This window comes from Halogranum rubrum (assembly GCF_900114455.1).
Lineage (GTDB): Archaea > Halobacteriota > Halobacteria > Halobacteriales > Haloferacaceae > Halogranum > Halogranum rubrum.
On sequence record NZ_FOTC01000002.1, the window covers coordinates 24,415 to 50,994 of the forward strand.

The window sequence follows — 26,580 nt, forward strand, 5'->3', positions numbered from 1 at the left end:
TTTCGCTGCCGACAGAACACCCACTCATGCGCTCAGCAGTCGTCGTCGCCGGTGGTCGCTCGACACGGTTCGGCGACGCCGACAAAGCCGTCGCCGAACTCGCCGGAACGCCGATGATTCGTCGCGTCGCCGACCGCCTCGTCTCCACCGTCGACGAACTCGTCGTCAACTGCCGCGCCGACCAGCGGGCAGCAATCGAATCGGCGATGGGCGACTATCCGCTCCCCGTTCGATACGCCCTCGACACCGACACCGACGAGGGACCGATGGCCGGTATCGGAACCGGACTCGGCGCGTGCGACGGCGAGTACGCCGTCGTCGTCGCCTGCGACATGCCCTTCGTCGACTCGGGAGTCGTCGAGTACCTGTTCGAGCGAGCGGAAGAGGAGAACGTCGACGCCGCGGTTCCGAAACTCGACGACGGGTGGTACCAGACGACGCAAGCCGTTTATCGAGCAGACGCGATGGCGGCGGCCTGTGAGGCCGCACTGGAACGCGGCGACCGGAAGATTCTCGCGCCGCTGGAGGAGTTAGCGTGGGTCGTCGTCGAGGAGAGCGAAATTCGGGAACACGGCGACGTCGGGACGTTCGAGAATGTGAACACGCGTGACGAGTTCGAAGATGCACAGACGCGGTTCTGAACCTACTGGCACTTCGGTACTTTCAACCCCCTAACTATTTTATCGGCGCTCCTGATACGGGGTGCATGGACCGTCCCCATCTCGTCGCCCTCCTCGTCGTTCTCGTCGGCATCGTCGCCGTCCCTGTCTCTCTCACTGCGTTCGACCCACCCACGGCGAACTCGCTCTCCGCAGACCAGACGTATCCCGCTGGTGCAGGCCCGGACTCCGTCGACTTCGAGGCACTCGACGCCGACGAACACAACGTCTCCTATGCACCCCGCGAACACTGGGACGCGTACGTCCTCAACTACACCGAACCCGACGAGGGAGCACGAGTCGAGGGCGTGTACTACATCAACTCGACCACGGGCGAGATACTCGCCGACCGGTGGCACGATGCGAAGGTGTACCGCCACGGAAAGACGTACGTGTTCTACCAACCCGCGTCCGGACTCGACGAGCACAGACGAGAGATGTTCGAAGCGGACAACCAGTTCGTCTACGACGACACCACTGACGCGTTCTACCGATACGACCCACACGTCGGGAAGATACACCCCACGACCATCGGACGGCATCCAGACATCCTCGAACTGTACACGTGGGAAGCCGTCGGCACGGAGAACCACTACGGCGTCCCAGTACTCGTCTACCGAGCGACCGGTGAGCGGTCCGGCGACTACGTCCCGCAACTCGTCGAAGGGACGTTCGAACTCGGTGTCGACGACGGCGTTATCTACGGCTTCGACATTACGGTCCGAGAAGAAGGTGAGTACCACTACACCTACGACGTCGCACCGACCGAGTTTCCGGACCACGAGTGGGTCGACACCGCAGAGCGACTCGCCGGGAACACCACGAGCGACAACACCAGCAGTTCCTGACTACGTAGCCGTGGTTCCGCGACGGTCGGCTCAGCAGTAGTCGGCAACGTTCTCGCGGACGACTGTCGTCTCGCCGTAGCGGACAGCGACGATAGTCGTCGTCTAGTGGGCGACTCGGGCGCTCCTCTACGTCACCACGTCCACCAGCGGGTCGTCGGTGTTCATCCGCGCCAGCACCACTCGCGGGACGTTCACGCGCTCGTGAATCCCCTCCGCAATCTCTCGGCCGACCGCTTCCAACTCCTCGTCGTCGACCATGTTTATCAGCGGAATCACCGTCGCACGCGGGAGGATGCCCTTCCGTCCGCCGTCACGACTCGCCAGTACCTCGGCGACGTCCTCGGCACCGATGGTGTCGCCTAACTCCAACCCCGTGACGTCGGCGACGCGTTCGGGTCGGTGGACGTGTTCGTCGGTGAGCGGTTTCCCGACGACTTTCGCGCTGGCGATGGGAATCACGGTGTCGGCCATCGCTGGAACCTGCGGTTCGTGTTCGTTGGGCGCTTTCAGCCAGCGGGTCCGCGCCCCGTCGGCCTTCACGAACACGGCGTCGGCGTGGCCGCTAGCGCGAATCGCCGTCACGAGCGCCGGGTCGTAGCCGCGGTATCGGTCGTCGCGTTCCTGTTCGGGGACGAGTCCGAGCGGCCACGACTCGTTGGTCCGGAGCGCCTCGACCGGTGCGTCGGTGACGGCGACGTGGGCTACCTGGTCGTCGAAGATGGGGATACGAACCGTCGCGGTGACGACGCCACGTGGGACGCGGTTCGCCAGCGAGTAGAGTGTCGTCTTCTTCCCGCCCGCGCCGACGACGCAGACCATCCCCGACTCCGCCGCGAGTGCCTCGACGATGTCCATGTGTCTCTGTCTCCGTGCTCGGTCAAAAAGTGTCGTGGCGAACTGCTCGGTTCAGTGTCGACTATCGAGGCCGAGTGCGGCGACGTCGACGTGGTCGGCGACGAGCGTGGCCGCGCGGTCGAACGGCGAGCGAGTCGCTTCGCCCGGTTTCGGTCGGAGACGACCGGCCGCTGCGAAGGTCACGTCGAGGAACGCGTCGCGAGCGACCTGGTTCTCGAACAGACCGTGGAGATACGTCCCGAGGACGTTCGCGTTCGCCGCGCCCAGTGTCGCCCCGTCGGACTCGGCCACGTCATCGTCGTCCGTACGTTCGTCATCGTCACCGGTAGTACGTTCACCGTCTCGCGTGCGCGTGAACGGTGTCTCGATTTCGTCGTCGCCGACTGCTCGTGTCTGTCCCGTGTGAATCTCGTACCCCTCGACCGTCCCACGAGCGCCCGCGAGTGGTCCCGTTCCGTCTAGACGCCACCGCGCTTCGGTGACGCGTTTCTTCGGGTCGAATCGCGTCTCGACTGGAAGGAGGCCGAACCCACCCACCGACTCCGCCTCGCCCGTCCCTTCGACGGCGGCGTTCGTGAGGCGTTCGCCGAGGAACTGATAGCCGCCGCACAGGCCGACGAGTGGCCCGTCGAAGGCGGCGAGTGCGGCACCGAGACCAGCCTCTCGTGCCGCCAGTAGGTCGTCGACGGTGTTCTTCGTCCCCGGGAGGACGACGGCGTCGGCGTCGGCGAGGGGGTCGTCGAGTGGGACGTACGCGACGCGAACGCCGGGTTCGGCGGCGAGCGGTTCGAGGTCGGTGAAGTTCGAGATGTGCGGGAGTCGAGGAACGGCGACGGTCACGCTCTCGGCCGCTGCGACGCCGTCGCTGTCGCCGACGACCGACCGCTCCCCGACCGGCGGGAGTGAGACGCTGTCCTCGGCGGGGAGACCCGGGTCGTCGTACGGGAGGACGCCGAGAACGGGGACACCAGTTCGCTCCTCGAAAGCGTCTAGCCCCGGTTCGAGGATGGACAGGTCGCCGCGAAACTTGTTGACGACGACGCCGACGACCTGCTCGCGGAGGTCGTCGGGCAGCAGTTCGAGCGTCCCGACGAGACTGGCGAAGACGCCGCCGCGTTCGATGTCGGCGACGAGGAGGATGTCTGCACCACTTGTTCGAGCGGTCTCGACGTTCGCTAAATCTCTGTCGTGGAGGTTAATCTCCGCAATCGAGCCAGCACCCTCGGCGACGACGACGTCGTGGGCGTCGGCGAGTCGTTCGTGGGCGTCTCTCGCTGCATCCCGCGCGTCGTGCCAGTGGTCGCTGTAGTAGTGTCCCGCCTCGAAGTTCCCGACTGCCACGCCGTCGACGACGAGTTGTGACTGGCCATCCCCGCGCGGTTTCAGGAGCACCGGGTTGTGGTCGGTGGTCGGTCGAACCCGTGCTGCTCGGGCTTGGACGTACTGCGAGACGCCGATTTCGCCGAAGGCGGTCGACTCGTCTTCTCGGTCACCGACGACGGCCGACGACCGCGGGACGGCCCGCGCGTTGTTGCTCATGTTCTGCGCCTTGAACGGCGCGACGGAGACGCCCTGGTCGGCGAGATGGCGACACAGACCGGCGACGACGGTGCTCTTGCCGACGTGACTGGCTGTACCGGCGACGAGAAGTGTTCGTGTGGCGGGCATCGTCGACAGTTCGGCGTGCACTGCAATCAACGCACCCGGTTCGGTTTCGTCACGGCCGAATACGCTATATACTGGCTGTCGAATCAGCCGATTTATTCTCCGTATAATAACACTCTCAATGCGCGTAGTTGACGTGTCTATGTCGAAGCAAGACGACGCGACACGCCGAACCGTACTGAAGTTTCTTGGAGTCACTGCGAGTGTGGGGGCCGTCGGAGCGGGACACGCGGGTGCACGGATGCTCGACGGAGCGCCGAACTCGACCGACGTCAGCACCGAGAGTTCACTCGCCCTCGACGACGTCGCCGTCTCCGAGGAGTGGCCGCAGGTGCAAGGAAACGCCGCGAAGACGGGTGTCGCCTCGTCGGGTCCGCGCTCGAACGTCGGTGTCGCGTGGCAGTTCGGTGCAGACGACGAGCAGAGCTACGGCGACCCAGTCGTCGCCGACGGTGCCGTCTACGCGACGACCGAGGAGGGCCTCGTCTCGCTGACGACCGAAGGCGAGTTCCGATGGTTCGCCGACGCCGCTGGCGACGAGGAGTTCCGATACTCCGCACCCGCTGTCGACGGCGACACCGTCTACGTCGCCGCAAAAGCCGCCGAGACCGACTGCAACGAGAAGACCGGGAGCGCACTCGTCGCCCTCGACGTCGAAGACGGCACAGAACAGGGACGGACACCGCTCGACGGCGGGAACGACTCGTATCAATCGTTGACCGTCGACGACGGGATGGTCTACGCGTTCGGGACGGAGACGATGACAGACGGCGGTACGCTGCTCGCAATCGACACGGCCTCCGGTGAGGAACAGTGGCGGTTCGGTGTCGAGGGCTCCGGCATCGCGAGTCTGAACTCCTCGCCAGCAGCCGTTTCCGACGGAGCGGTCTACCTCGCGAGCGACCGACTCTACGCACTCGACGCGGAGACGGGTGAAGAGCAGTGGGTCGCCGAGACGAGCGCCCTCAAGTCGATGCAAGAGGCGACGCCGACCGTCGTCGGCGACACCGTCTACGTCGGTGCGGGTAGATACGAAGACACGGTCTACGCCGTCGACACCGAGGACGGAAGCATTCGCTGGGAGAATCAACCCGACGGCCCGGGCTACGGCGTCGGCTACTGGACGTCGGCGGCTGTCGCCGGTGACTACGTGGTCTTCGGCTTCCAACCCGTCGAAGAAGGCAGGACGCGAGGGCACTACGCGTTCGACCGCGAAGACGGGTCGGTCGCGTGGAACGTCACGGGTACCGTCGTCGCACCGGCCGCCACGGAGGACCTCGTCTACACCGGACGGAAGGCCCTGAACGCCGCCGACGGGAGCGTCGCGTGGGAGTTCGGCGACGACGTCCCGTTCGGCACCACCGCTCCCGCCGTCGTCGACGACACCGTCTACGTCGGCGGCGCGAGTCTCACGGCTATCACCGGCGATACTGTCTGATCGGTCAGTACTCGGTTCCCTTCCGAGCGCGTTGCCCCGTCTCGAACGGGTGTTTTTCCATCTTGACCTGCGTGATGAGGTCGGCAACGTCGTCGAGATAGTCCGGTCGTTCGTGACTCCCCGTGAGTACGAGTTCGAGGTTCTCGGGCTTGGACTCGACGAAGTCGACGACGGCCGACTCGTCGAGCAGTCCCATCGAGACGGCGTAGAGCACCTCGTCGATGATGAGCATGTGGACACCGTCTTCGGCCGGTCCGTCGAGCGGCAGCGGTTTCGAGAGGTCTGCCTCGCCCGCCGCGGCGACGAGTTCTCGTGCGCGCTCGAACCCCGCTTCAGCCTGCGTAGCGTGGTCGGCCTCGTCGCTGCCGTCGCGCATCCCGGCCCACCCGTAGTGACCGAGGTTCTCGTAGGTGATGCCGGGGACGGCGGCGATAGCGTTGTACTCGCCGCGGACGTCCTCGACGCTGTCCGCGCCGCCCTTCATCAGTTGGAGCAGGTGGACTCGAAAGCCGTGGCCAGCGGCGCGAAAGCCCATGCCGAGTGCGGCGGTGGTCTTGCCCTTCCCGCCACCCCACCACACTTGGACGAGTCCGAACTCGTCGGGGGCGCTCGGTTCGATGGTCCGGGCATCGGGCTTTCGGCCCTTTCCGGGCGTGTTCTTTCGGACGTCGTCTGCGGTGTGTGTCGTGTCCGTCGTGTCCGTCGCGTTCGTCGTGTCTGCGGTGTGTGAATCGTCGTTACTCATGTGTCATGTCACTCGCCCAGTCGAGATACAGGGCGGCACTCCACGAGAATCGGTCGCTCCCGCGGCCTGCGCCCGTCTCCGGGTTGAAGTATTCGCGGAACCCTTCTTCCTCCAAGAGTTCGAGGCTGTCCTCCTCGATTCGGTCGGCGGTGTCGACGGCGCCGTAGCGCCGCAGTCCGTCGGCGAGAAGCCAGTTGACGTTCATCCACGCCGGCCCGCGCCAGTAACGGTCGTAGTCCATGTCGGGGCCGACGTAGGAGGGGCAGGCGTAGTCGTAGTCGAGGAAGTTCTCTCGCAGATTCTCGCGGAGACGGCCGAACTGCTCGTTCGTCGGTACCTCGCCGAAAACGCTGACGAGACCGGCGACGGAGTTCACGCGCAGTTTCCGGTCGTTCACACGGTCGTAGGAGACGAACGTCCCCAACTCCTCGTCCCACAGTCGCTCGCGCATCCCGGCGCGACTGTGTTCGGCCTGTCGCCGCCACTCGTCGGCTTTGGCTTCGTCGCCCGCACCCGCGTAGAGCGCGGCGAGGTCGTCGCAGGCGCGGACGAAGATGCTGTTCGTCAGCACGTCCTCGACGAGGAACGGACACACCTCTCGGAGTCGGGACTCGTCCCAGTCGAGCGCCTTCCCCTGTCGGACGAGCGCGACGTAGCGGTCGTAGTCCCAGTCGGTCGGTCGCTGTTCGGAGAGGTCGGCGGACTTGCGGTCTTTCCGCGCGTAGTCGAGGTTCGTGGCGATGTCCGCTGGGTCGAACGACTCTAAGACGGGAACCCACGCAGGAGAGTCGTCCATCCCTGTCGCCCAGGGGTGGCGAACGTAGACGGTGTCGCCGTCGAACGACCGTTCGTCGACCCACCACGAGAGATGCTGGTCGAGGAGTGGAAGCATCTCGTCGCGGAACGCGTCGTCGCTGGTCACCTCGTAGACGCGGCGGGCGGCGGGCACGAGCATCGGCGGTTGGGTGATACCGCTCGTCGCTACCTCGTCCGTGCCCGCCTCCCACTCGTCGGGTCCGGGAAAGTAGCCCTCCGCGTCGGCCCAGAACGCTATCTGCGGCACCATCCCGTTCGGCCACATCGCGTCGAGCAGTGTCCGTAACTCCTGTTTCGCCGCCGCCTCGTCGACGTGGGCGAGACCGACGGCGATGAACGCCGAGTCCCAGTTCCACTGGTAGGGATAGAGTGTCGACGAAGGGATAGTGTACCCCTCGTGGCGGTTCTCGCGGAGGATTGCGACGGCTTGCTCTCGTCGGTCGGTCATGTGAGAGAGACCCCCGCACCGGGAGTTTTGCCTTTCGGTCGACGCATCGCGCATCACGACAACTCCGAAACGAACCGGTCGAACGCGCCGCTCGCGGCGTGGACGTGCGCGTAGGTGCCGAGCGTCCGGTATTCGGTCAGACCGTCGTGGTCGCCGTCGATTCCCGTTCCTCTCTCCACGTCGAAGGCGAACCGTGCATCGTCAGCGACGCTCGCCTCGGAGTAGTGGAACTCGTGCCCGCGGAGCGTCTCTCCCGGCCCGGCGGTGAGCGTCCCATCTCGTGCGACCAGTTCGACGTGGTCCAGCGCCCGATACCGGTCGGCCATCCGGACGCTCGCGGGCAGTACGCCCGCCATCTCGAACGTCTCGCCCTCCGTCGTCGTCAGCGACTCGGCCAGCGCCATCAGGCCGCCGCACTCGCCGAGGACCGGCAGTCCCTCGGATGCACGGTCGGCCAGCGTCGCCAACGCCGGACTCGATTCGAGTGCTTCGGTGTGGAGTTCGGGGTAGCCGCCGGGGAGGTAGACGCCGTCGCACTCGGGCAGGTCGTCGCCTGCGGTCGGTGCGAAGGGAACGACGGTCGCTCGCGCGCGAAGTCGCTCGCGGACGGCCGGGTAGACGAACCGAAAGGCGGCGTCGTCGGCGACGGCGATTCGGGGGGCGTCGGCGATTTGAGCCAGGTCCGAATCGCTCGGGTCGTCGGGGACGTCTGCCTCACGCGCCACGTCGAGCAGTCGGTCCACGTCCAAGCAATCTGCCGCGGCGTCGAGTGCGTCGGGCGTCAACGACGACTCCTCGCCGAGCACGAGACCGAGATGTCGCTCGGGAATCGTCAGGTCGTCGCGTGGCGGAATCCGACCGAAGTACGTCAAGTCGTCCGGAAGCGCGTTCACGATGCCCTGCTCGTGTCGCCCGCCGTGGGCGCGTGTGGCGACGACGCCCGCGACGTCGACGTCGTGGCCGGTGTGTTCGGTGTAGCGTTGGAAGCCGAGTGCGGTGGCGGCGACGCTCTCCATGCCCGCACTCGCGTCGACGACGAGGACGACCGGCAGGTCGAGCAGTTCGGCGACGCGGGCGGTCGACGTGTCGGGGTCGCCAGCACCGTCGTACAGTCCCATCATCCCCTCGACGACGCAGACGTCACCCGCACCGCGAGCATAGTTCTCGCGGAGTCCTCGCTCGCCTTGCAGCCACGGGTCGAGCGTCCGCGAGGCGCGCCACGTCGTCGCGGTGTGGTGACTCGGGTCGATGAAGTCCGGCCCGGCTTTCGCCGGTTGGACGGTTCGACCCTCCCGTTGCAGCGCACGGCAAACTGCGAGCGTCGTCACGGTCTTCCCGACGCTCGACGCGGTGCCGGCGACGACCAGGCCCTTCACCGTCTCACCTCTACATTCATTGAATATGGATTACTACAACTATACTTTAATTCGATGGTCGATACGCAGTGCGAAGCAGTCAGACCCAAAAGACAATCAACTGGAAGATACGTACATCGACACAGTCTAGGTGAGATTGAAAATGGTTTCACGGAGAGCGATACTGTCGTGTGCCCTACCGGCCGTGTCTGCCTTGGCAGGATGTACCTCGCAGGGAGTCGGTGGTCCAAAGTTGGTTCGAAGCCTCGGATTTCGACGGACCGAGGAGTTCCTCGCACAGCAGTCGTCGTTAGATGCGCAGCGACCGACGGTCGCCAGCGTCCTGGTTACCAAACAGAACGCCGAGTCAGCAGTGGCCAACTGGGAGATGCTTCTGGACTCGACAGCACAGCCTTACAAGGAGACGGAGTACGGATCGAAGTTTCTCGTCGTCCACGTCGGCGTGGTCGACCGTGGGCAGCAGATTTCGGTCGACCGACCGACCGTCGAAAACGGCAATCTGTCGTACGACGTATCGGTCGTCGCAGGGTCGGAAGATCCACCAAACACTGACGGACCGATCTTCTCCTACCGTATCGAGCAGTGGAGAGCAGGACCGCTCTTCGCACCGAAGTCGGTCTCCACGACGCTCTCCTGAGTCTCTCGCAGTAACGACTCACCACCGTCCCGGCCCGAGCACGAGGAAAGCCAAGGAGACTAATCGAGCGGTTCGACGTCGGCGCGTTCGTCGGTGACGACGCCGTAGGCCGCCTCGGCGACAGATTCCGGAAGGTCGACGTCGCCCACCGCGTACCGGGAGTCGAGTGAAGCGACGAGTGCGTCGCGGACGCAGGCCCGCGTCGCCGCACCGACGCCGGTCGCACTCCCCGAGAACGCGGCCTCTTCACCGCTTGGGTCGCAGGCGACGATGACCGCATCCGTCGTCGTCCCGGTGAACCCCATCTTCGCTAGCAACGTGGCCGTCTTGGCCTCGGCGACGACGGTGAGCAGGTTGGGAAGTGCACCCGGCGCGAGCGAGCGAGTCGTCCCGACGACGACGTTGATAGTCCCAACCGGGCGGTCGTCACTCCTCGGTTCACCTCGCTCGTCCGTCGGTTCGAGCGGCAACGTCGCCGGATTCGACACGCCCGCCGTCACGACGGCTTCGACCGGTCCGAGTCGGGCGCGGTGGGCGTGTCGCTGTTCGACGCCCGTGAGGAGGGTCGGCCCGGGGTCGTCGAACCCTGCTCGCTGGCGACGCTCGTCGATGTACTCGTCTAAGTCCATCTCGGGCCACCCGTCGGGGACGGTGACGTTGTAGGCGGCCGGTCCGTGTGACTCGCCGCCCGCATAGCCCGTCGAGAGCCAGCGCGTCTCGTCGCGAGCGATTCGGCAGACGCCGTCTCGGACCGTCGTCTCGAACACGCTCGTCGCCCCTCAGACGCCTCGGAGTGCTTCGAGCAGTTGGTCGTTCTCCTTCGCTCGTTTGACGGCGACGCGGACGTGCGAATCCAGCCCGCGGAAGGTGGTCGCATCGCGGATGGCGACGCCGCGTTCGCGCGTCGTGTCGACGACGGTCTGGACGTCGCGGTCACCGACGTCGAGCAGGAGGAAGGGGGCCGACGACGGTCTGACGTCGAACTCGTGGGCGAGGACGTCAGCCATCCGCGTCCGCTCTCGTCGGACGCGTTCGCGGGTCTCCTCGACGAACTCGGTCTGCTTCATGCAGTACGCGCCGACGTCGGCGGCGGGAGTGCTGAGGCCCCACGCCGGCCGAGCGGTTTCGAGTCGTTCGCGTAAGTCACCGCTCGCGGCGACGTAGCCCGCCCGCAGGCCGGGGAGACCGAACATCTTCGTCAGCGAGCGAGCGACGATGACGCCGCGCATCCCGCCGAGCGAGGGCGACTCCGTGAAGTCGAGAAACGCCTCGTCGACGAGGAGCGTCGTGTCCGCCCGGCGGCACTGCTGGGCGAACCACTGGAGTTCGCCAGGGTCGTAGAGTTGGCCGGTCGGGTTGTTCGGGTTACAGACGACGACGACCGAGTGCGGTTCGGGGTCGATGTCGAGCACCGTGTCGGCGTCGACGAACTCGGGTTCGCCACCCTGCAGACGGACTTCTCGGGCGTACTCGCCGAAACTCGGGGCGGGAACGGCCACCGAGTCACCGGGACTGACGGTGACACCGAGTCCCAGTCGGATGGCGATGAGTCCGCCTGCGGTCGGGATGACGTGTTGGGGGTCACAGCCAGCGTAGTCGGCGCCGGCGGTCCGGTACTCGGTGTAGTCGTCGGTGTGGTACTGGGTCGAGGCGGCGAACGCGGCGTCGTAGACGGTCGACGCCCCGCGTGGGCGGACGGGATTGATGTTGGCGCTAAAATCGAGAATATCGGCGTCAGCGACCCCGCCGTGAGGGACGTGTGCGACGTCGTGGAGGGACTCAGGGTCCATTGTCCACTTCCAGACGCTGGAGTGAGTCAAACGTTTTGGCTGCCACATCGTCTAACACGCCCGCTCGCTCGGCGAGGGCGAGCGCTCCGCCCATGCCTGCACCCTCTTTCGCGACCCCTTCGGCGTAACTCGCGAGACCGACGTGGTCGACGGCGTCGAACCCGGGGTCGGAGACGGTGACACCGAGGTCCAGCGCACTGGCGGCGGCTTCGAAGTCCGGCACGCTGTCGGCGACGTAGGACGTCGTCGCCAGCGACAGCGGCGCCTCGATTCCGGCGTGTCGGACGAGGGCGGCGGCGGTCAACATCTGCGTCCCGCCGCCGAGGACGACGCGCGTCCCCGTCTCCAGCGCGCCGACGGTGAGCCCCGCGACGACGGCGAGAACCGGGTCGCCCATGCGTCGGACGGCCGTCTTCGGTTCGCCCGCGGCGTCACCCGTTTGGAGGTTGCTCGCCTCCAGTCCCGCTGCGACGACCTCCTCTTTCAGTTCCATCGGGTTCTCCGGCAGCGACGAGGAGACGCTCCACTCCTCGCCGAGTGCGCGGAGGACGCCGAGTGCCGTCGTCGTCCCGCCGGGTATCGTCTCGCCGAGGACGAACTCCTCGGCCGGGAGTTTCCAGCCGAACTGCCGGGCCGCCTCGAACGCACCCGGTGCGCTCGGGACGGGGTCCTGTTCGCGGATGTCGCCACCGGGACGCGCACCGACCGTCACGGTCGGGGCACCGGTCGGGATGCCGAGGCCACCGTCGACGGTGACCACGTCGAACCCGGCGAGTTCCCGCGCCGCCCGCGTGACGAGTGCAGGCGTCGGACAGCCAGTCGGACTCATCGGCACCTCGGGCGCCCGAACGACGTCGCCGTAGGTGAGTAGCTCTGCGTCCGCACCGGGAGTGTGGCCGAGCAGGTCTTTGTCCGCGCCCGCGGCACTGATACCGTCTATCTCGGCCGTCGCCGTCGTCCCAGCGACGAGAATCAGTCGCACAGTCCCTCCGCCAGTTCTCGGTCTGCAGGTCGGTTCACGTTCACACTGAGTCGAATGTCGTGACTGCAGTACAAGTGGTCGTCGCTTCCGGCGACGACGTTCACGCCGGTCGGTGCGAGTTCTCGTCCCTCGTGGTCGAACGACGTGTCGACGCTCGCGCCGAGTCGTCGCTTGACCGCGGCGGGCACGCAGACGGTGAGCGAGGGCGGGTCGTCGCCAGGTGCGTCTCCGGTGACGGCGTCGAACCGGTCCAGTACCGTGTCGACCACCTCGGCGTCGAGCAGCGGCAGGTCGGCGACGACGGTGAGCACGGGCGTCTCCACGCGGTCGAGTTCGAGTGCGTAGCCGAGGTCGGCGACGTAGCCCTCGCCGGGCGCGTCGACGAGTGTACAGTCCCGCTCGTGGCGTTCGAGTCGTTCGAGTTCGAGTTCGAGATGGTCGCGCGTCGCCGGCGCGTGCGGCGAGACGACGGCGTGCACGTTGCCGAGGCGACTCCCGTCGAGAGCGGCGAGCACCCGGTCGACCATCGGAACCCCGCCCACTTCGACGAGCGGCTTCTCGACGTCGCCGCCGAGTCGTGTTCCCCGACCACCGCACATCAGAAGTACGTCCACGCGACCACCCCCGCGTGCAGCGCGACGAGTCTGGTGAGTTCGTTCGCGGTGCCGAGGACGTCGCCGGAGACGCCGCCGAGCGTGCGCGTCGCCCACCAGCCGACACCGAGGGCGACGACGGGCGTCACGAGGAGTGCGGCCAGTGCACCCGCGGTGGCCGGACCGGGAACGAGTAACAGGGGCAGTGAGAGCGTGAGTACGGGGACGACCCACCAGCCGTCGACGCTGTCGACGAGTTGTGCCCCGAGTCCCTCGTGCGGCGACCGACCGACGCAGACGAGCAGCGCCATCGCCATCTTCGCGGCCACCTCGGCGGCGACGACGAGACGCAGTGCGGGAAACACACCCCACCCGCTCGTCGGGAGACCGAGCGCACCCAGCGCGAGTGCGACGACGACGAGGACGACGGCGAGCGTTCCGCCGACGCCCGTCTCGGAGTCTTTGAGCACTGCCAGTCGACGCTCGCTGTCGCCGTGGACCGAGAAGGCGTCACCGACGTCGGCGAGGCCGTCGGCGTGAGTGATACCGGTCGTCGCGTAGAGCGCGAGTAGATAGCCCGCGACGGCGGCGTTCAGCGGGAGCGGCGGGAGGCGCGGGACGAGCGGAAGTGCCGAGAGCAGCGCCGGGAGGAAGAACGGCGCGGCCGCGAACACGCCGACGAGGTAGCCGACCAGCGGAAACGCGATTGGTGTCCGCCGAAAGGCGTCCCACTCGGCTTCGCCGCCGCCGACAGGGAGACGGGTGAGGAAGGCCACGCCGCCGCGGAGGGCCGTCAGAACCACACTACCACTCCGGCGAGCGCCACGGCGAGTAAGCCTGCTCCGGTGACGACGCGGACGGCGTGTTCCGCGTCGACGGCCGTCGGGAGCGGATGACCGGCGTTGAGTCGGTAGTGCCCGGTCTTCTCCAGTCGGACGTCGAGTGCGACGGCGAGCGTCGCCATCGGCCACCCGGAGTTCGGCGAACTCGGGACGCGGGCGTCCTCACGGGCACGGTGGAGTGCAGTCGGGTCGTGTGCTGCGAGGGCAAGCAAGAGGGCGCTCAGGCGGGCCGGAACCCACATGACCGCGTCGTCGAGGCGGGCGGGTGCCCAGCCGACGGGTTTCGACCGGTAGCCGAGCATCGAGTCGAGCGTGTTGACCGCCTTGACCCACACCGCGGCGGCCGTCCCGAGCGAGAGCGAGAGCGGCGCGAAGAGCACGAACCCGAGCAGCGGACCGACGAGTCCGTCGGCGAGGTTCTCGGCGAGACTCTCGACGGCCGCGCTCCGAACCTCGCCGCGAGAGAGCGCACTCGCGTCACGGCCGGCCAGCGCCCGGAGTTCGGTGCGGGCCGCCTCGAGGTCACGTTCCGTCAAGGCGACGACGTCGCGCGTCGTGTCGGTGAGCATCCGGAGACTCGTCGTCGAAAACAGGACGACTGCCGCGAGCAGTGCGCCGGCCGCCGGCAGTATCGACACGACGGCGTCGACGACGCTCCAGACGACGAACGCCGCGAGAAACGGCAGGCCGAGTGCGACGACGACGCTCGCGGCCCGCGGGTTCGACCACTCCCGGTCGAACGGTTCGACGATTTTGCCGAACCAGACGACGGGGTGCACACGCGTCGGTGGTTCGGCGAAGACGACGTCCAACCCCGCACCGAGGACGACGGCGGTAGTCGCCGTCAGCCCCATCTGTCCTCCAACCACGCGGGGAACGACGACAGCGGGACGTCGGCTACGTCCACGAACGTGCCGCCGAGTTCGGTGATTCCGCCGTCCGTCTCCGGGTCGTCGCCGACGTGTATCAGGTCACTCACGTCGACACCCAGCGCGCCGGCGACGGTGGTGAACGCGTCCGGATGCGGTTTACGCCACCCGCAGGCCACACTCGTGGTGATGGCGTCGAAGTCGTCGCGAGCGATGTCGGCCCGAACGAGCGTCCGACCGACGAGTTCCGGCACGCTACAGTTCGAGAGGAGGCCGACTGGTCCGCGGGCGGCGGCGGCCGCGACGGCCTCGCGCGCGCCGGGACGCCTGGTCACGTCGGGGTCGAACGCGCTGACGACGGCGTGTCGAGGCGCATTGTTCGGGGCGTCGACACCGCGACTGGCGAGGGCGGCACTGACGTGGGCGGGGAGGGGGACTTCGGCCCCGTCGGGCGCGTCGATGTGGACCTCGCGGTAGGCGTCGTCCCAGTCGTTGGGGACGGCCACGCCGCGCGCATCCAGTTCAGCGGCGACTGCTCGTGCCGGGTTCTCGGGGTACGACACGTCGACGAGCGTTCCGAACAGGTCGAAGGAGACTGCCACTGTGACGTGATTACCGAAAGTAGACTTGAACTTAGTGGTCGATAACGACAGAACTCAGACGGCCAACGTCTCGTCGAGTACGCGGAACCAGTTCCCGTGGGCGATTCGGGCCAACTCGTCGTCGTCGAAGCCGCGGGTCCGCAACTCCTCGAACAGGTCTGGAACGCCGCGAACGTCGCCGAGCGTGTCTGGAATCGTGGTTCCGTCGAAGTCTGACCCGAAGGCGACGTGGTCGACACCGAGACGGTCGGCGACGTACTCGACGTGGTCGACGAGAGTCGAGAGCGGCACGTCGTCGTCGAACTCGCCGTCGGGCCGCAAGTCGCTCACGCCGAAGGTGATACCGACGACGCCGCCGGATTCGGCGACGGCGTCGAGTTGTTCGTCGGTCAGATTGCGCGACGACGGACAGAGCGCGTGGGCCGCCGTGTGCGTGACGACGAGGGGGTCTGTCGATATCTCGGCTACGTCCCAGAACCCGCGTTCGTTGAGATGCGCGCAGTCGACGACGATGCCGAGGTCGTTGCAGGCGCCGACGAGTGCTCGACCGGCGTCCGTCAGTCCGGGGCCGACGTCGGGCGAGGACGGGTATCGGAAGGGGACGCCGTAGCCGAAGGCGTTCTCTCGACTCCAGACGAGGCCGATGGAGCGAATCCCGGCGTCGTAGAGTTCCGTGAGGTTCGAGAGGTCTGGTCTGACGGCTTCGGCCCCTTCGAGATGCGGGAGGGCGACGAGCGTCCCCTCTCTGAAACAGTCGCGGAGTTCGGCGGCGGTCCGGACGACGCGAATCGCGCCGTCGGCGTCTGCTTCGAGCGACGAGAGGAGCGCGAGCAGTTCCTCACTCACTTCCGCGGCGTAGTCGGTCCGAACCGTCGGTGGATGTGGCACCTCGTAGCCGTCGTCGGTCTCCCGGAGGTCGAGTTCGTCCTCGTTCGGGGTGAACATCGCGAAGAAACCGCCGCCGAACCCGGCCGCCAGTGCGCGTGGTAAGTCGAGATGTCCGCGCGCGCTCGCTTCGAGAAAGGAGCGGTTCCCGCTGCGGGCGTTCAGTAAGTCGAGCAGTGTGTCGTTGTGACCGTCGAAGACGAGTGGAGCGGAACGAGACATGGGACGTAGAGAATAACTACTGGCTCTGCGACGGGCGGCTACCTCAACTTTACGTCCCCTGTCGTTCCCTTCCGGTAGTGTCGTGCCGTGAACTCCCCGAGTCGAGGAATCTCGTCGACGCTACGGACGGTCTGGCTGCGTCTCGTTTTCGGCTTCAGCAACCTCGCCGACGTCCCGCTCCTCGTTGTACTCGTTTTCGGTGCGTCCGTCGGCGCTCCCGGTGAGTTCGTTGTACAGCGCCTCGCGGACCTCCTCGGAGGATTCGAACTCCTCTTTGTCGGTCATTCGGTCGAAGACGCTCCCGAGCGACTCCGTCTCGTTGACCAAGTCGAGCGGTTGGTCGGCGTACTCGCTGGCGAGTTCCTCCGTCGTCACCGGATACTTCTGGTCGCGAAGCAGTGTCTCCGTCTCGTTGAGGACGTGTTCGACCTCTTCGGCGCGTTCGTGCTTTCGAGATTCGGCGCTGTCCGTGACGCTGTCTTTCTTCTCGGCGTTGTCGACACTCGGAGCGGTTGCGTCGTGGTCCTCACTCATACTTCCGGATTCGGCTGGGAACGGTAAGGATGTGGTGGCCCCCCGGTAGTCTCACCTCGTCACAGAGCGGTCGCTCTCGGAGGCGAGCGGCCGAAAAACGTCGTCGGAAAGGGTCGAGAGCGGTCGAAGGCGAAGTTCAGGCCAGCCGAGCGAACGCGAGCGTGCCGCTGACGTTCTCGATGTAGATGTTCACGACGTCGCCTTCCTGCGCACCGGGGACGAAGATGGTGTACTTGCCCTTCTCGGCGACACCGTCGCCTTTGCGGCCAGTACCGGTAATCTTGACCTCGTAGGTCTTGCCCTCTTCGACGTCCGGGACGTTCGTGCGCTGGCTGGAGCGCTTGCGCTTTGCGACTGGTCGGAACGCACCACACGCCTCACACCGCAGCATCTGGTTGCGGTTCTCCATGACGAGTCGCGTGTCGGGGAGGCCACACTCCGAACAGGTGACGTACTCCTCGATGTAACTCGTGACGGCGGCGTCGAAGTCCTGCGCGGTGAAACTCCCGTTGTAGCGAGCGCGGCCGTCGGCGTACTGACCGGCGGTACCGAGTTCGCGCTGGATGGCCGAGTGGAGATGCTCGGGGTCGCGCGACAGTGCGTCGGCGATAGACGAGAGGTTAGTCAGTCGGGTGAACGCCCCGTCTTTCTGTGCCTGCGGGTCGGGAACCGAGAGACGCTCGTCGGACCCTCCGAGGTCCGGGACGGCGTCGAGCGCCCGGTCGAGACTGGCTTGATAGTCCATAGAGGTTCGTGGAGAAGGACACGTATAGGCGTTCCGAGAGAGTACTTCCCGCAGGCGCGACGGTGTGTCGAATTCGACCGTCGGACCCACCGCGGAACTCGTCGTCTTAACCCGACGATAACCCTACGCGGAGACTGCTTACTGCGTGGATAATAACGTACGCGTTCAGAGTACGGACTCTCATGTCTTCGGACACGAACCGCCGGTCGTTCCTCGGAGCGGTCGGTCTACTGGCTACCGGAAGCGCCGCCGCGCTCGGACAGTCTTCGGTCGTCCAAGCCGAATCTGACGCATCTTCGTCCGTCGGAACCGACGCGGCTACGAACGCCGACGTCGCCGGCGACCTGACACGTCCGCTCGACATCGACGGGTGGACGCAGTACAACGCGAACGCCGCGAACACCGCGAATCCCGCCGTCGACGCCCCGCGCGCCGCGTTCGAGACGAAGTGGCGTACCCCCGTCGGCGAGGTGTCCGAGCAGTCCGCCGTCGTCGGCGAGACGCTGTACGTACCCGCCCGAGACGGCCCGTCCGGTTCGGAGACGGGAGCCGTTCACGCCGTCGACGCCGACGACGGGTCCGTGTCGTGGACGACTCCGGCGGCCGACCCGCGCGCGCCGGCCGCGACGACCGACGCCGTCTACGTCAGCGACTCTCACGGTCTGCACGCGCTGGACCCCTCGGACGGGAGCGAACGATGGACGTTCGCCCGCGGCGACGGAGCGGAAAGCGATGGAGAGACGCTCTGGTCGGAGAGAGGTGCGCCCGCATCCGCCCCGGCGCTCACAGACGCTGCGGTGTTCGTCGCGCTCCCCGACGCGCTCTACGCGCTCGACCGGACGGACGGGTCGGTCCTCTGGAAGTGCCAAATCGACGACCCGGACTCGGACGGCGTCTCCACGCGCGGGGTGCCGGCCGTCGGCGAGGAGACGGTCTACTTCGCCGCCGGTTCACGAGCCGACCAGACGGTCCACGCCGTCGACGCCACGACCGGCGAAGAGCGGTGGACCGCGCCGGGGTTCGGAACGTCCGTCGCCGTCGGCGACGCGGTCGTCGTGCGCACGAAGATCAGAGGCGGTGACGCAATCCGCGCGCTCGACGAGCGGACCGGAGAGGAGCGGTGGCGATTCGTCACCGGACACACGGGCATGGTGGCCGTCGACGACGACACCGTCTACTGCGTCGTCGGCTTCTCCACGTACTCGCTCGTCGCGCTCGACGTCGAGACGGGTGAGACGCGCTGGCGACAACACGAGTCGCGGGGGCCGTATCCGTTCTTCGTCGACGTGGGCGTCGTCGTCGCGGGCGACACGCTCTACCTCGGGAGCAACGAGGGACTCCTGACGCTCGACACGGCGGCCGGGGCGTTCCTCGACGTCCACGAGTTCGCGGACGACAACGAGTTCTGGCCGCCCGTGGTCGCAGACGGGGCGGTGTACGTGAGCGACGAGCGCTCTTTCGGCGGGGACGCCGAACTGTACGCGCTGACGCAGGGAGAAGGGGGCGAACCGGACGAAGACTGCTGACACTACCTCGGTTCGAGAGAGCCGTCTCTAGATAACCGGCTCGTTCATCTTTGCTCTTTGCTCTCGGTTTTAGGGCTGTCCAAAAGCGACGTAGTTATCAATGTTTAGGTGGGCCTAAAATGCATGTCAGAAGCCACCGGAGCGGCTGAGTCGGCCGACCCGACTGACCAGACCGAATCGAACGCCGAGTACGACTACGACGTCGTCGTCGTAGGCGGCGGTCCCACTGGCTGTTCAGCAGGAGTGTTTCTCGCACGGTACGGACTCGATGTCGCCGTCCTCGACCGTGGTAACTCCTCGATTCAGCGGTGTGCGTATCTGGAAAACTATCTCGGCTTCCCGGCCGGTATCGACGTCCAGACGTTCTACGGGTTGCTGCACGACCACGTCGAAGAAGCCGGCTGTGCCCTCGTTCGGGAGATGGTCGAGACGGTCGACCGAACCGAAGATGGCCGTCTCACCGTCGAGACACAAGATGGAACGGCGGTGACGACGAGACGGGTCGTCGCGGCCGCTCGATACGACGTCGAGTTCCTCCGTCCACTCGGTGGCGACGAGATGTTCGTCACGCACACACACGGCGACGACGAACACGAGCACTTCGACCGCGACTATCCGAACGAAGACGGAACGACGCCGCTCGACGGCGTGTACGTGGCAGCACCGGTGTCGGACGCCGAGGCGCAGGCTATCATGTCTGCCGGTCACGGCGCGCAGGTCGCCCGAACCGTTCTCGAAGACATCCGACGTGACGTCGGCTATCCCGACGACGTCGCCGGCCATTGGGACTGGGTTCGACAGGAGGCCGACCTGACTGGCGAGTGGGCCGACACGGACCGCTGGCGAGAGTGGTTCGACGACCGGGTGCCGGACGACCACGGCCTCGACGAGACGCGACTGACCGAACTTCGTGAGCGCGAGATCGAGCGACGCCTCGCGACGTATCTCACTGACGACGAAATCGAACGCCGCATCCAGCGTGGCCACGAGCGCCTGCTCGAACACGTCGACGACGACGCTATCCTTCGAGCAGCGAGTGAGATAGCGGCCGAGCGACAGCGAGAGCCGCAGTCCCGATTTCATATCGTGGATATTGGTTTACGGGTGCCGTGCGTGCGTGTACGCGTAAATCAAAACGATGAATTCGATGAATTGTACCGGAAATCGCACTGGAGACACGGAGACTCGACTCAGTTGAATCAGTCCAACCAGTCGAATCTGTGAGGTCCGTCGACTGTGACAAGCGGCCAGAGACGTCGTCGTTCAGTCTACCAGCGCTGGTGGACGTGTTCGCGCACGTAGTCGTCGTACACCTGCGTGACCTGTTGGTGTTGGTCGGCCGAGAGCGGCGGGAGGTCTGCGGCGGCGACGTTAGTCTCGATGTGTTCGGGTGACGTCGACCCCGGGATGACCGTCGTGACGGCGTCGAACGAGAGAATCCAACGGAGGGTGAACTGCGCCATCGACATCGTTTCCGGGACGAGTGGTCGAAGTGCGTCGACGGCGTCGAGTCCGGCCTCGAAGGGGACGCCAGCGAACGTCTCGCCGACGTCGAACGCCTCGCCTTCGCGGTTGTAGTTTCGGTGGTCGTTCTCCGGGAACTCGGTGTCTCGGTCGATGGTCCCGGTCAGCAGTCCCGAGGCGAGTGGGACGCGGACGATGATGCCGACGTCGCGTCGTTTCGCCTCGTGGAAGAGCAGGTCGGCGGGTCGCTGGCGGAACGGGTTGAAGACGAGTTGGATCGTCTCGACGCCGGGATACTCCATGGCTTTCAGCCCCTCCTCGACCTTCTCGACGCTGACTCCGTAGGCGTCGACTCTCCCACTCGCTCGCAGTTCGTCGAGTGCGTCGAACGTCTCGGGTTGGTAGTAGACTTGGGTCGGTGGACAGTGCAACTGGAGGAGGTCCAGCGAGTCCACACCGAGGTTCTCACGGCTTCGGTCGACGAAGCGTTCGAGGTTCTCGTGGTTGTAGCCAGCGGGTTCGTGTGGGTCGAGTCGACGACCCGCCTTCGTGGCGACAGTGACGTCGTCGAACGCGTCGCGTTCGTCGAGCACGGTGCCGATGTTGCGTTCGCTCTTGCCGTCGCCGTAGACGTCGGCGGTGTCGAGGAAGTCGATACCGGCGTCGAGTGCCGTTCGGACGGCCTCACGTCCTTCTTCGTCGTTCACGTCACCCCAGTCGCTACCGATGTTCCAGGTGCCGAGACCGACTTCGGTGACACTGTACCCCGTGGTTCCGAGTGTTCTTTGCTCCATACCCGCTCTTCGCACTCCTGATGGGTAAGTTTCGGTGGCGTCAGGTCTCTCGACTTACACTGTCTCGGTCACACACGAACTGTCGCTCATTACCACTCACGACAGTCGTCGGCCGTCTCGACCGTCCGGTGGTTTCGTCGCTCGGTGGCTGACAGCACAGTACGTGCGTTCGTGTCAGACACGCTCAGCGAACACCTATTACTGTCGTGTCCCGATGGGTGACAGTGGATATCAACCCAGAGAACGCCGTAGACGACATGTACCGTCTCTTGACGAGTCTCATCGTCCCTCGCCCAATCGGGTGGGTGTCGACACGGAGCGTCGACGGCGTCGACAACTTGGCTCCGTTCAGTTTCTACATGGGAATCATCGAGGCGAACCCACCGGTCGTCATGTTCTCGGCCGAGGACCGAGTGGACGGGACACTCAAAGACTCGACGCGGAACGTCCTCGAAACGGAGGCGTTCGGTCTCAATCTCGTCACGACCGACCTCGTCGACCAGATGGACCGCACGAGCCAGTCTGTCGATTCGGACGTCGACGAGTTCGACGTCGCCGGACTCGACCGGTCTGAAGGGGAGGTAGTAGACGTCCCACTCGTCGCTGCGGCGAAGGCGACGATGGAGTGCTCACTACACGACACGATGGACATCGGAGACCACACCGTCGTCTTCGGACGAATCGAACACATACACGTCGACGACGAGCTACTGACCGACGGAAAGATCGACGTCGAGAAAGTAGATGCGGTCGGTCGATTGACCGGTTCGTACTACGCTCGCCTCGAACCGTTCCAAGTCGACCGAGAGTGGCAGTAATCGTCTTCCGTCGCCGAGTCCCGACGGCTCGCGATGGCTCGTCGGTCGGAATCAGAGAAGTCCGCTCTCCCCATCCTCGTGAGCGAAGCGAACGAGGGCTCGTGACGAGCGCAGCGAAGTCACGGTGGTTTGAATCCACTCGCTTCCCGCTCCCTACTCAAATCGGGGCTCAGGAGACTCAGAACCCGACACGACTCACTCGCTACGCTCGCTCGTGTAGCGTCGAGAGAAATGAGTCCGCTCTCCCCGATTTGAACGGGGGGCAAGCCGATCTACAGTCGGCTGCTCTGCCAGGCTGAGCTAAGAGCGGTCACTGCTTTCTTGTCGACACGGTATGTTAACGATTACTGTTTGTCGTAGTCGTGACCCACGTGAGCGACCGACATGAAGTAAGATTGAAATAGTCCCACACGAATGGCATGACGAACAGATGAGCAAGATCACGTTCCGCGCGGACGACGACCTCGTCGAGCGACTCGAAAGGCTCGACACTTCGAAGAGCGAGGTCATGCGCGAGGCGCTTCGAGCCTATCTCGACGGCCTCGACGACGTGGAACGTGAACAACGTGACCGGTCGCCCGACGTGCAGTCCGTCGACGACGCACTCGCCGCCCGGGTCGACGATCTCATCGCGGAGCGACTGGACGAGGCACTCGCTCGCCGCTCTCGTCGGACGAACAATTTGAGTGTTACCGTGACCGTCGACGGCGTCGCATCCGACACTGTCGCGACAGACACCGTTACCGAATCGAGAGACGGCGTCCGTAAGACACCGGCAGACGGTCCGGAACCCGACTCAGAAGACGAACAGACACCGTCCTGTGGGCAGTGTGGTGAATCGATAGACGGAGACCATATCTACTGTCCGAACTGTGGAGAGAAGACGGCACGCCGGTCGTTCTGTGAATGTGGTGACGAGATTCGGTCCGACTGGGCGTTCTGTCCGACTTGTGGCCGTCGGACGCCCGCCGCCGACGTTCTCGACCGGTCGTAGACGTACTGAAGTGGCGTATACGCCCGAAACGGGTGTGTCTTACGGATCGCCGATACTTTTATAACCCATGCCAATGTGGGTACTTTCGCGTAAGACGGTTGTCTTACACTACTGGTCTCGCGGCGTGGACGTCGTCCGCGTCATGCGATTTTGGTGTGTATGACGTCCGCACGGGCCGCGCGCCCACCGTCTTACCGGGGGAATATAAGCATGGAGCGTGTGACACTACGAATTCCGAAGCAGCAGATAGAAGAGGTCGAACAGATGGTCGAAACGGGGCAGTTCCCGAATCGAAGCGAAGCGATCCGATCGGCGGTTCGTGAGATGCTCAACGAACAGGGAGAGAGCCGTGATTCGGGCAAGAAAGAGACCACGAAGCGCAGCTGGGCGAGGGTGTAACTGATGCAAGATATCGTCCAGGACGCGCTAGAAAACGCAGAAGCAGAGCAGTCCAAGATGGCGTCCGCCGACGACGACGACGAGTTCGGTGAACCTCGTATCGTCATCGTCGGCTGTGGTGGTGCTGGGAACAACACCATCAACCGCCTGTACAACATCGGTGTCGAAGGCGCAGATACGGTCGCCATCAACACCGACAAACAGCACCTCAAGATGATCGAGGCCGACACGAAAATTCTCGTCGGCAAGTCCCTGACGCAGGGGCTCGGTGCTGGTGGCGACCCCTCGATGGGCGAGCGAGCGACCGAGATGGCGCAGGGAACCATCAAAGAGGTTCTCGGCAACGCCGACCTCGTGTTCGTCACCGCCGGCATGGGTGGCGGAACCGGGACGGGTGCAGCGCCCGTCGTCGCCAAGATCGCCAAAGAACAGGGCGCAATCGTCGTCGGGATGGTCTCGACGCCGTTCAACGTCGAGCGTGCGCGGACGGTCAAGGCCGAAGAAGGACTGGAGAAGCTCCGCAACGAAGCGGACTCCATCATCGTCCTCGACAACAACCGCCTGCTCGACTACGTCCCCAACCTGCCCATCGGTAAGGCGTTCTCGGTCATGGACCAGATCATCGCCGAGACGGTCAAAGGTATCTCGGAGACCATCACCCAGCCCTCGCTCATCAATCTGGACTACGCAGACATGTCCACGATTATGAACCAGGGCGGCGTCGCGGTGATGCTCGTCGGCGAGACCCAAGACAAGAACAAGACCCAAGAAGTGGTCAACGACGCGATGAACCACCCACTGCTGGACGTCGACTACCGGGGCGCTTCCGGTGGTCTCGTCCACATCACGGGCGGTCCCGACCTCACGCTCAAGGAGGCCGAGGGAATCGCGGACAACATCACCGAACGCCTCGAAGCGAGCGCCAACGTCATCTGGGGCGCACGCATCCACGAGGAGTACAAAGGCAAGGTTCGCGTCATGGCCATCATGACCGGCGTTCAGAGCGCGCAGGTGCTCGGCCCGACGACGCAGAAACAGGCCGACAAATCGCGTGCGAGTATCAACGGCCAGCAGGCTTCGGAGTTCAACTCGAACTCGAACCAGCGTTCGGGTGAGGCCTGGCAGTCTGACGGCGGACAGGACGAAGTCGAGAAGAACAACGGTCTCGACGTCATCCGCTGACGATCGCAGCCCACCTCTCGAACTACGACACCCACTTTCTCTTCGTTTTTGGCGCTCACTCACTGAGCGACAGCACTCGTCGTCGGGCGAGGTCTTACGTCCTACCAGTCGTCACGTTGACTAATGACCGACTCGGACACCATCCGGACGTATCAATCCGTCGCCGAGGAGTACGCCGAACGTAACGGAAACCGCTCGGGCGTCGGACACCTCGTCGACGCGTTTCTCGACGCCATCAACGCCACTGACACAGACGACGAGTCGACCTACGTCGCCGACATCGGCTGTGGGCCGGGGTGGGAGTCGGCTACCTTCGGCGCGGCCGGTCACGACGTCGTCGCCGTCGACCTCACACCGGCGTTCCTCCGACTCGCTCGTGAGAACGCACCCGAGGCGAGGGTCGCTCGAATGGACATGCGAACGCTCGGCCTCCAGCGCAACACGTTCCACGGGCTGTGGGTCTGTGCGTCGTTCCTCCACGTCCCGCGTACAGATGCCCGAGACACGCTACGCGAGTTCTGCCGCGTCCTTCGTCCGGGTGGGGCACTCCTCCTCTCGGTCAAAGGGGGCGACGGAGAGAAAGGCGGCGACGTGTACGACGACGACGGCCGTCGGTTCACGCTCTACCGTCCAGACGAGCTTCGAACGATGGTCTCGGAAGCAGGATTCGAGGTAGAGTCGGTCAGCGCCGACGACGAGACGTGGATTCAACTACTGGCACGCACCTAAACGGGAGTCTCGATTTGACCGGTCTAAACGGCCTCGATAGCTTCGATGAGTCGGCACTTCCGACACACGTCCCGCGCTGTCGTCGACCCACAGCGTTCGCACTCGTTCAGGTCGACGCCCTCGCCGTCGCCGTCCTTGTCACCGCGGTATCGCTCGGCGGCCAGTTGCGCCAACTCTTCGTACCCGGCCATGATGGAGTGACGCGTCCCGGGGTGGTTCTCCTCCAGTTTGAGCATCAACTGCTGAATCTCGCCACGGAACGCCTCGCTGGCGTGCGGACACTCGGTGATGTGCGCGGGGAGGTCTTTCAGATGTGCGTAGAGGGCGACTTCCTTCTCGGGGACGTCACGCAGGGGTTTCGCCCGCGGGATGAAGTCGTCCTGTTCGTTCCGGTCGTCGAAGCCGCCGATGCTGGCGTCGAAGTGCTTGGCGACCTGTTTGACGTCGCCTTCGAGGAAGTTCATCAACGCCGTCTCCGCCTCGTCGTCGAGGTTGTGGCCCGTCAGGAGTTTGTCCGCACCGAACTCGTCGGCGAAGTTCTCCAAGAGGTCACGGCGGAACACCCCGCAGTAGGCGCAGGGAGCCATGTCCATCGGGTCTTTCTCGGCGACGTCGTCCATCTTGACCCCCAACTCGTCTTCGTAGGTGACGAGTTCGTGGCGCATCTCCAACTTCTCGGCCAACTCGACGCAGGCGTCGACGCTCTTGTCGCGATAGCCTTCGATACCCTCGTGAATCGTCAGCGCAATCATCTCGATTCGGGGGTCTCTCCCGAACGTCTCGTCGAGGATGTGGGTGAGCACGACGCTGTCTTTCCCGCCGGAGAGTCCGATGACCCACGTCTCGGGATCCTCGGGCGTCGCGTCGGCGGGAAGCATACTGTCCTCGCGGATGCGGCGGCGGACACGTTTGTCGACCGAGGCACAGAAGTGGTCCTCACAGAGATGTGCCCCGGAGTAGCCCGCGTGCATCACCGCGTCGCGGTCGCACTTGTCGCACTCCATTACCGGGTCTTTGCCGACGGCCGGGCATGACCGTTTCGTCTCGGAGACTCGCGGAGTCGACCGTGGCTCTCGGGAAGCCTGTGAGGAAACCGTTTTGCGCGACGAGTGGCAAGGGGCCA

At 65.2% G+C, this 26,580-nt stretch carries 27 protein-coding genes, 1 tRNA gene and 1 pseudogene; 11 read left to right on the top strand and 18 right to left on the bottom strand.

Annotated elements, in window-relative coordinates; genetic code table 11:
- Positions 1-26: 26 nt before the first annotated feature.
- Together mobA and BM083_RS08380 are read left to right on the top strand one after the other, a co-directional pair.
- Positions 27-641, top strand: a complete 615-nt coding sequence (gene mobA, locus BM083_RS08375) for a molybdenum cofactor guanylyltransferase (protein ID WP_089868494.1) — start codon at positions 27-29, stop codon at positions 639-641.
- A 65-nt stretch (positions 642-706) separates the two neighbouring features.
- Positions 707-1,507 carry a hypothetical protein gene (locus tag BM083_RS08380; protein ID WP_089868495.1) on the top strand — a complete coding sequence of 267 codons (801 nt, stop codon included), beginning with the start codon at positions 707-709 and terminating at the stop codon, positions 1,505-1,507.
- Between the two features lie 126 nt (positions 1,508-1,633).
- Here BM083_RS08380 and yqeC read toward each other — a convergent pair whose 3' ends face one another.
- On the bottom strand, positions 1,634-2,362 hold the full coding sequence (gene yqeC / locus BM083_RS08385; protein WP_089868497.1) for a selenium cofactor biosynthesis protein YqeC: 729 nt from the start codon (positions 2,360-2,362) through the stop codon (positions 1,634-1,636).
- A gap of 51 nt (positions 2,363-2,413) precedes the next feature.
- Positions 2,414-4,030, bottom strand: a complete 1,617-nt coding sequence (locus BM083_RS08390) for a cobyric acid synthase (protein WP_089870040.1) — start codon at positions 4,028-4,030, stop codon at positions 2,414-2,416.
- A gap of 139 nt (positions 4,031-4,169) precedes the next feature.
- On the opposite strand from BM083_RS08390, the gene BM083_RS08395 reads away from it, so the two are divergent.
- Positions 4,170-5,465, top strand: a complete 1,296-nt coding sequence (locus tag BM083_RS08395; protein WP_177197585.1) for an outer membrane protein assembly factor BamB family protein — start codon at positions 4,170-4,172, stop codon at positions 5,463-5,465.
- 4 nt (positions 5,466-5,469) lie between these two features.
- Here the strand turns inward: BM083_RS08395 and BM083_RS08400 are convergent, their stop codons facing one another.
- From BM083_RS08400 to BM083_RS08410, 3 genes are read right to left on the bottom strand one after another with little or no spacing between them, the layout of a single operon-like run.
- Entirely contained in the window at positions 5,470-6,210 is a 741-nt protein-coding gene (locus BM083_RS08400) for a cob(I)yrinic acid a,c-diamide adenosyltransferase (protein WP_089868501.1), read from the bottom strand.
- The gene (locus tag BM083_RS08405; protein ID WP_089868503.1) at positions 6,203-7,474 is read right to left on the bottom strand and encodes an amylo-alpha-1,6-glucosidase; all 1,272 of its coding nucleotides are present in this window, start codon (positions 7,472-7,474) and stop codon (positions 6,203-6,205) included. The genes BM083_RS08400 and BM083_RS08405 overlap by 8 nt, the downstream gene beginning before the upstream one ends.
- A 53-nt stretch (positions 7,475-7,527) precedes the next feature.
- A complete protein-coding gene (locus BM083_RS08410) occupies positions 7,528-8,850 on the bottom strand; it encodes a cobyrinic acid a,c-diamide synthase (protein ID WP_089868505.1) in 1,323 nt (440 codons plus the stop codon).
- Positions 8,851-9,082: 232 nt separating this feature from the next.
- Here BM083_RS08410 and BM083_RS08415 point away from each other — a divergent pair, with 232 nt between their 5' ends.
- Positions 9,083-9,487, top strand: a complete 405-nt coding sequence (locus BM083_RS08415; RefSeq protein WP_089868506.1) for a hypothetical protein — start codon at positions 9,083-9,085, stop codon at positions 9,485-9,487.
- Between the two features lie 59 nt (positions 9,488-9,546).
- On the opposite strand, the gene BM083_RS08420 is transcribed toward BM083_RS08415, so the two are convergent.
- From BM083_RS08420 to BM083_RS08465, 10 genes are all read right to left on the bottom strand, one after another.
- On the bottom strand, positions 9,547-10,254 hold the full coding sequence (locus BM083_RS08420) for an adenosylcobinamide amidohydrolase (RefSeq protein WP_089868508.1): 708 nt from the start codon (positions 10,252-10,254) through the stop codon (positions 9,547-9,549).
- 12 nt (positions 10,255-10,266) lie between these two features.
- The gene (locus BM083_RS08425; protein WP_089868510.1) at positions 10,267-11,277 is read right to left on the bottom strand and encodes a threonine-phosphate decarboxylase; all 1,011 of its coding nucleotides are present in this window, start codon (positions 11,275-11,277) and stop codon (positions 10,267-10,269) included.
- Positions 11,267-12,259, bottom strand: a complete 993-nt coding sequence (locus BM083_RS08430; RefSeq protein ID WP_089868512.1) for a nicotinate-nucleotide--dimethylbenzimidazole phosphoribosyltransferase — start codon at positions 12,257-12,259, stop codon at positions 11,267-11,269. The genes BM083_RS08425 and BM083_RS08430 overlap by 11 nt, the downstream gene beginning before the upstream one ends.
- Positions 12,250-12,858: an NTP transferase domain-containing protein gene (locus BM083_RS08435; RefSeq protein ID WP_089868513.1), complete on the bottom strand. Its 609-nt coding sequence runs from the start codon at positions 12,856-12,858 to the stop codon at positions 12,250-12,252. The genes BM083_RS08430 and BM083_RS08435 overlap by 10 nt, the downstream gene beginning before the upstream one ends.
- Entirely contained in the window at positions 12,858-13,655 is a 798-nt protein-coding gene (cobS, locus tag BM083_RS08440) for an adenosylcobinamide-GDP ribazoletransferase (RefSeq protein WP_089868515.1), read from the bottom strand. Before cobS ends, BM083_RS08435 begins: the two co-directional genes overlap by 1 nt.
- Positions 13,646-14,548 carry an adenosylcobinamide-phosphate synthase CbiB gene (gene cbiB, locus BM083_RS08445; protein WP_089868517.1) on the bottom strand — a complete coding sequence of 301 codons (903 nt, stop codon included), beginning with the start codon at positions 14,546-14,548 and terminating at the stop codon, positions 13,646-13,648. The genes cobS and cbiB overlap by 10 nt, the downstream gene beginning before the upstream one ends.
- On the bottom strand, positions 14,539-15,165 hold the full coding sequence (locus tag BM083_RS08450; protein WP_089868519.1) for an HAD family hydrolase: 627 nt from the start codon (positions 15,163-15,165) through the stop codon (positions 14,539-14,541). The genes cbiB and BM083_RS08450 overlap by 10 nt, the downstream gene beginning before the upstream one ends.
- A gap of 54 nt (positions 15,166-15,219) precedes the next feature.
- Positions 15,220-16,272 carry a dipeptidase gene (locus tag BM083_RS08455; protein WP_089868521.1) on the bottom strand — a complete coding sequence of 351 codons (1,053 nt, stop codon included), beginning with the start codon at positions 16,270-16,272 and terminating at the stop codon, positions 15,220-15,222.
- A gap of 120 nt (positions 16,273-16,392) precedes the next feature.
- Positions 16,393-16,806, bottom strand: a complete 414-nt coding sequence (locus tag BM083_RS08460) for a DUF5789 family protein (protein ID WP_089868524.1) — start codon at positions 16,804-16,806, stop codon at positions 16,393-16,395.
- Positions 16,807-16,942: 136 nt separating this feature from the next.
- Positions 16,943-17,551, bottom strand: a complete 609-nt coding sequence (locus tag BM083_RS08465) for a translation initiation factor IF-2 subunit beta (protein WP_049893608.1) — start codon at positions 17,549-17,551, stop codon at positions 16,943-16,945.
- Between the two features lie 182 nt (positions 17,552-17,733).
- Here BM083_RS08465 and BM083_RS08470 point away from each other — a divergent pair, with 182 nt between their 5' ends.
- Together BM083_RS08470 and BM083_RS08475 are read left to right on the top strand one after the other, a co-directional pair.
- Positions 17,734-19,077, top strand: coding sequence for an outer membrane protein assembly factor BamB family protein (locus BM083_RS08470; protein WP_089868526.1), 1,344 nt, complete (start codon positions 17,734-17,736; stop codon positions 19,075-19,077).
- Between the two features lie 123 nt (positions 19,078-19,200).
- Positions 19,201-20,136 (top strand): annotated as a pseudogene (locus BM083_RS08475) (FAD-dependent oxidoreductase); the annotation flags it as partial.
- Between the two features lie 209 nt (positions 20,137-20,345).
- Here BM083_RS08475 and BM083_RS08480 read toward each other — a convergent pair.
- Positions 20,346-21,335 (bottom strand): aldo/keto reductase, encoded by a 990-nt coding sequence (locus BM083_RS08480; RefSeq protein WP_089868528.1) that lies wholly within the window; start codon positions 21,333-21,335, stop codon positions 20,346-20,348.
- A gap of 224 nt (positions 21,336-21,559) precedes the next feature.
- Here BM083_RS08480 and BM083_RS08485 point away from each other — a divergent pair, with 224 nt between their 5' ends.
- Positions 21,560-22,153 carry a flavin reductase family protein gene (locus BM083_RS08485; RefSeq protein WP_089868530.1) on the top strand — a complete coding sequence of 198 codons (594 nt, stop codon included), beginning with the start codon at positions 21,560-21,562 and terminating at the stop codon, positions 22,151-22,153.
- Positions 22,154-22,389: 236 nt separating this feature from the next.
- On the opposite strand, the gene BM083_RS08490 is transcribed toward BM083_RS08485, so the two are convergent.
- Positions 22,390-22,463 (bottom strand) — tRNA-Tyr (locus BM083_RS08490).
- A gap of 120 nt (positions 22,464-22,583) precedes the next feature.
- Here BM083_RS08490 and BM083_RS08495 point away from each other — a divergent pair.
- The 4 genes from BM083_RS08495 (at position 22,584) to BM083_RS08510 (ending at position 25,457) form a co-directional block, all read left to right on the top strand.
- Positions 22,584-23,147, top strand: a complete 564-nt coding sequence (locus BM083_RS08495; RefSeq protein ID WP_089868532.1) for a double zinc ribbon domain-containing protein — start codon at positions 22,584-22,586, stop codon at positions 23,145-23,147.
- Between the two features lie 210 nt (positions 23,148-23,357).
- The gene (locus tag BM083_RS08500; RefSeq protein WP_009366627.1) at positions 23,358-23,546 is read left to right on the top strand and encodes a ribbon-helix-helix domain-containing protein; all 189 of its coding nucleotides are present in this window, start codon (positions 23,358-23,360) and stop codon (positions 23,544-23,546) included.
- A 3-nt stretch (positions 23,547-23,549) separates the two neighbouring features.
- Positions 23,550-24,728 carry a cell division protein FtsZ gene (gene ftsZ, locus BM083_RS08505; protein WP_009366626.1) on the top strand — a complete coding sequence of 393 codons (1,179 nt, stop codon included), beginning with the start codon at positions 23,550-23,552 and terminating at the stop codon, positions 24,726-24,728.
- A 123-nt stretch (positions 24,729-24,851) separates the two neighbouring features.
- Positions 24,852-25,457 (top strand): class I SAM-dependent methyltransferase, encoded by a 606-nt coding sequence (locus BM083_RS08510; protein WP_089868533.1) that lies wholly within the window; start codon positions 24,852-24,854, stop codon positions 25,455-25,457.
- Between the two features lie 23 nt (positions 25,458-25,480).
- Here BM083_RS08510 and ncsA read toward each other — a convergent pair whose 3' ends face one another.
- Positions 25,481-26,461: a tRNA 2-thiolation protein NcsA gene (ncsA, locus tag BM083_RS08515; RefSeq protein WP_089868535.1), complete on the bottom strand. Its 981-nt coding sequence runs from the start codon at positions 26,459-26,461 to the stop codon at positions 25,481-25,483.
- Positions 26,462-26,580 lie beyond the last annotated feature (119 nt).

Excerpts from the sequence above, each read along its gene's own strand:
- mobA (WP_089868494.1), top strand. The coding sequence starts at position 27 with ATGCGCTCAGCAGTCGTCGTCGCCGGTGGTCGCTCGACACGGTTCGGC.
- BM083_RS08380 (WP_089868495.1), top strand. The coding sequence starts at position 707 with ATGGACCGTCCCCATCTCGTCGCCCTCCTCGTCGTTCTCGTCGGCATC.
- yqeC (WP_089868497.1), bottom strand. The coding sequence starts at position 2,362 with ATGGACATCGTCGAGGCACTCGCGGCGGAGTCGGGGATGGTCTGCGTC.
- BM083_RS08390 (WP_089870040.1), bottom strand. The coding sequence starts at position 4,030 with ATGCCCGCCACACGAACACTTCTCGTCGCCGGTACAGCCAGTCACGTC.
- BM083_RS08395 (WP_177197585.1), top strand. The coding sequence starts at position 4,170 with ATGTCGAAGCAAGACGACGCGACACGCCGAACCGTACTGAAGTTTCTT.
- BM083_RS08400 (WP_089868501.1), bottom strand. The coding sequence starts at position 6,210 with ATGAGTAACGACGATTCACACACCGCAGACACGACGAACGCGACGGAC.
- BM083_RS08405 (WP_089868503.1), bottom strand. The coding sequence starts at position 7,474 with ATGACCGACCGACGAGAGCAAGCCGTCGCAATCCTCCGCGAGAACCGC.
- BM083_RS08425 (WP_089868510.1), bottom strand. The coding sequence starts at position 11,277 with ATGGACCCTGAGTCCCTCCACGACGTCGCACACGTCCCTCACGGCGGG.
- BM083_RS08435 (WP_089868513.1), bottom strand. The coding sequence starts at position 12,858 with ATGTGCGGTGGTCGGGGAACACGACTCGGCGGCGACGTCGAGAAGCCG.
- cbiB (WP_089868517.1), bottom strand. The coding sequence starts at position 14,548 with ATGGGGCTGACGGCGACTACCGCCGTCGTCCTCGGTGCGGGGTTGGAC.
- BM083_RS08455 (WP_089868521.1), bottom strand. The coding sequence starts at position 16,272 with ATGTCTCGTTCCGCTCCACTCGTCTTCGACGGTCACAACGACACACTG.
- BM083_RS08460 (WP_089868524.1), bottom strand. The coding sequence starts at position 16,806 with ATGAGTGAGGACCACGACGCAACCGCTCCGAGTGTCGACAACGCCGAG.
- BM083_RS08465 (WP_049893608.1), bottom strand. The coding sequence starts at position 17,551 with ATGGACTATCAAGCCAGTCTCGACCGGGCGCTCGACGCCGTCCCGGAC.
- BM083_RS08470 (WP_089868526.1), top strand. The coding sequence starts at position 17,734 with ATGTCTTCGGACACGAACCGCCGGTCGTTCCTCGGAGCGGTCGGTCTA.
- BM083_RS08480 (WP_089868528.1), bottom strand. The coding sequence starts at position 21,335 with ATGGAGCAAAGAACACTCGGAACCACGGGGTACAGTGTCACCGAAGTC.
- BM083_RS08495 (WP_089868532.1), top strand. The coding sequence starts at position 22,584 with ATGAGCAAGATCACGTTCCGCGCGGACGACGACCTCGTCGAGCGACTC.
- BM083_RS08500 (WP_009366627.1), top strand. The coding sequence starts at position 23,358 with ATGGAGCGTGTGACACTACGAATTCCGAAGCAGCAGATAGAAGAGGTC.
- ftsZ (WP_009366626.1), top strand. The coding sequence starts at position 23,550 with ATGCAAGATATCGTCCAGGACGCGCTAGAAAACGCAGAAGCAGAGCAG.
- BM083_RS08510 (WP_089868533.1), top strand. The coding sequence starts at position 24,852 with ATGACCGACTCGGACACCATCCGGACGTATCAATCCGTCGCCGAGGAG.
- ncsA (WP_089868535.1), bottom strand. The coding sequence starts at position 26,461 with ATGGAGTGCGACAAGTGCGACCGCGACGCGGTGATGCACGCGGGCTAC.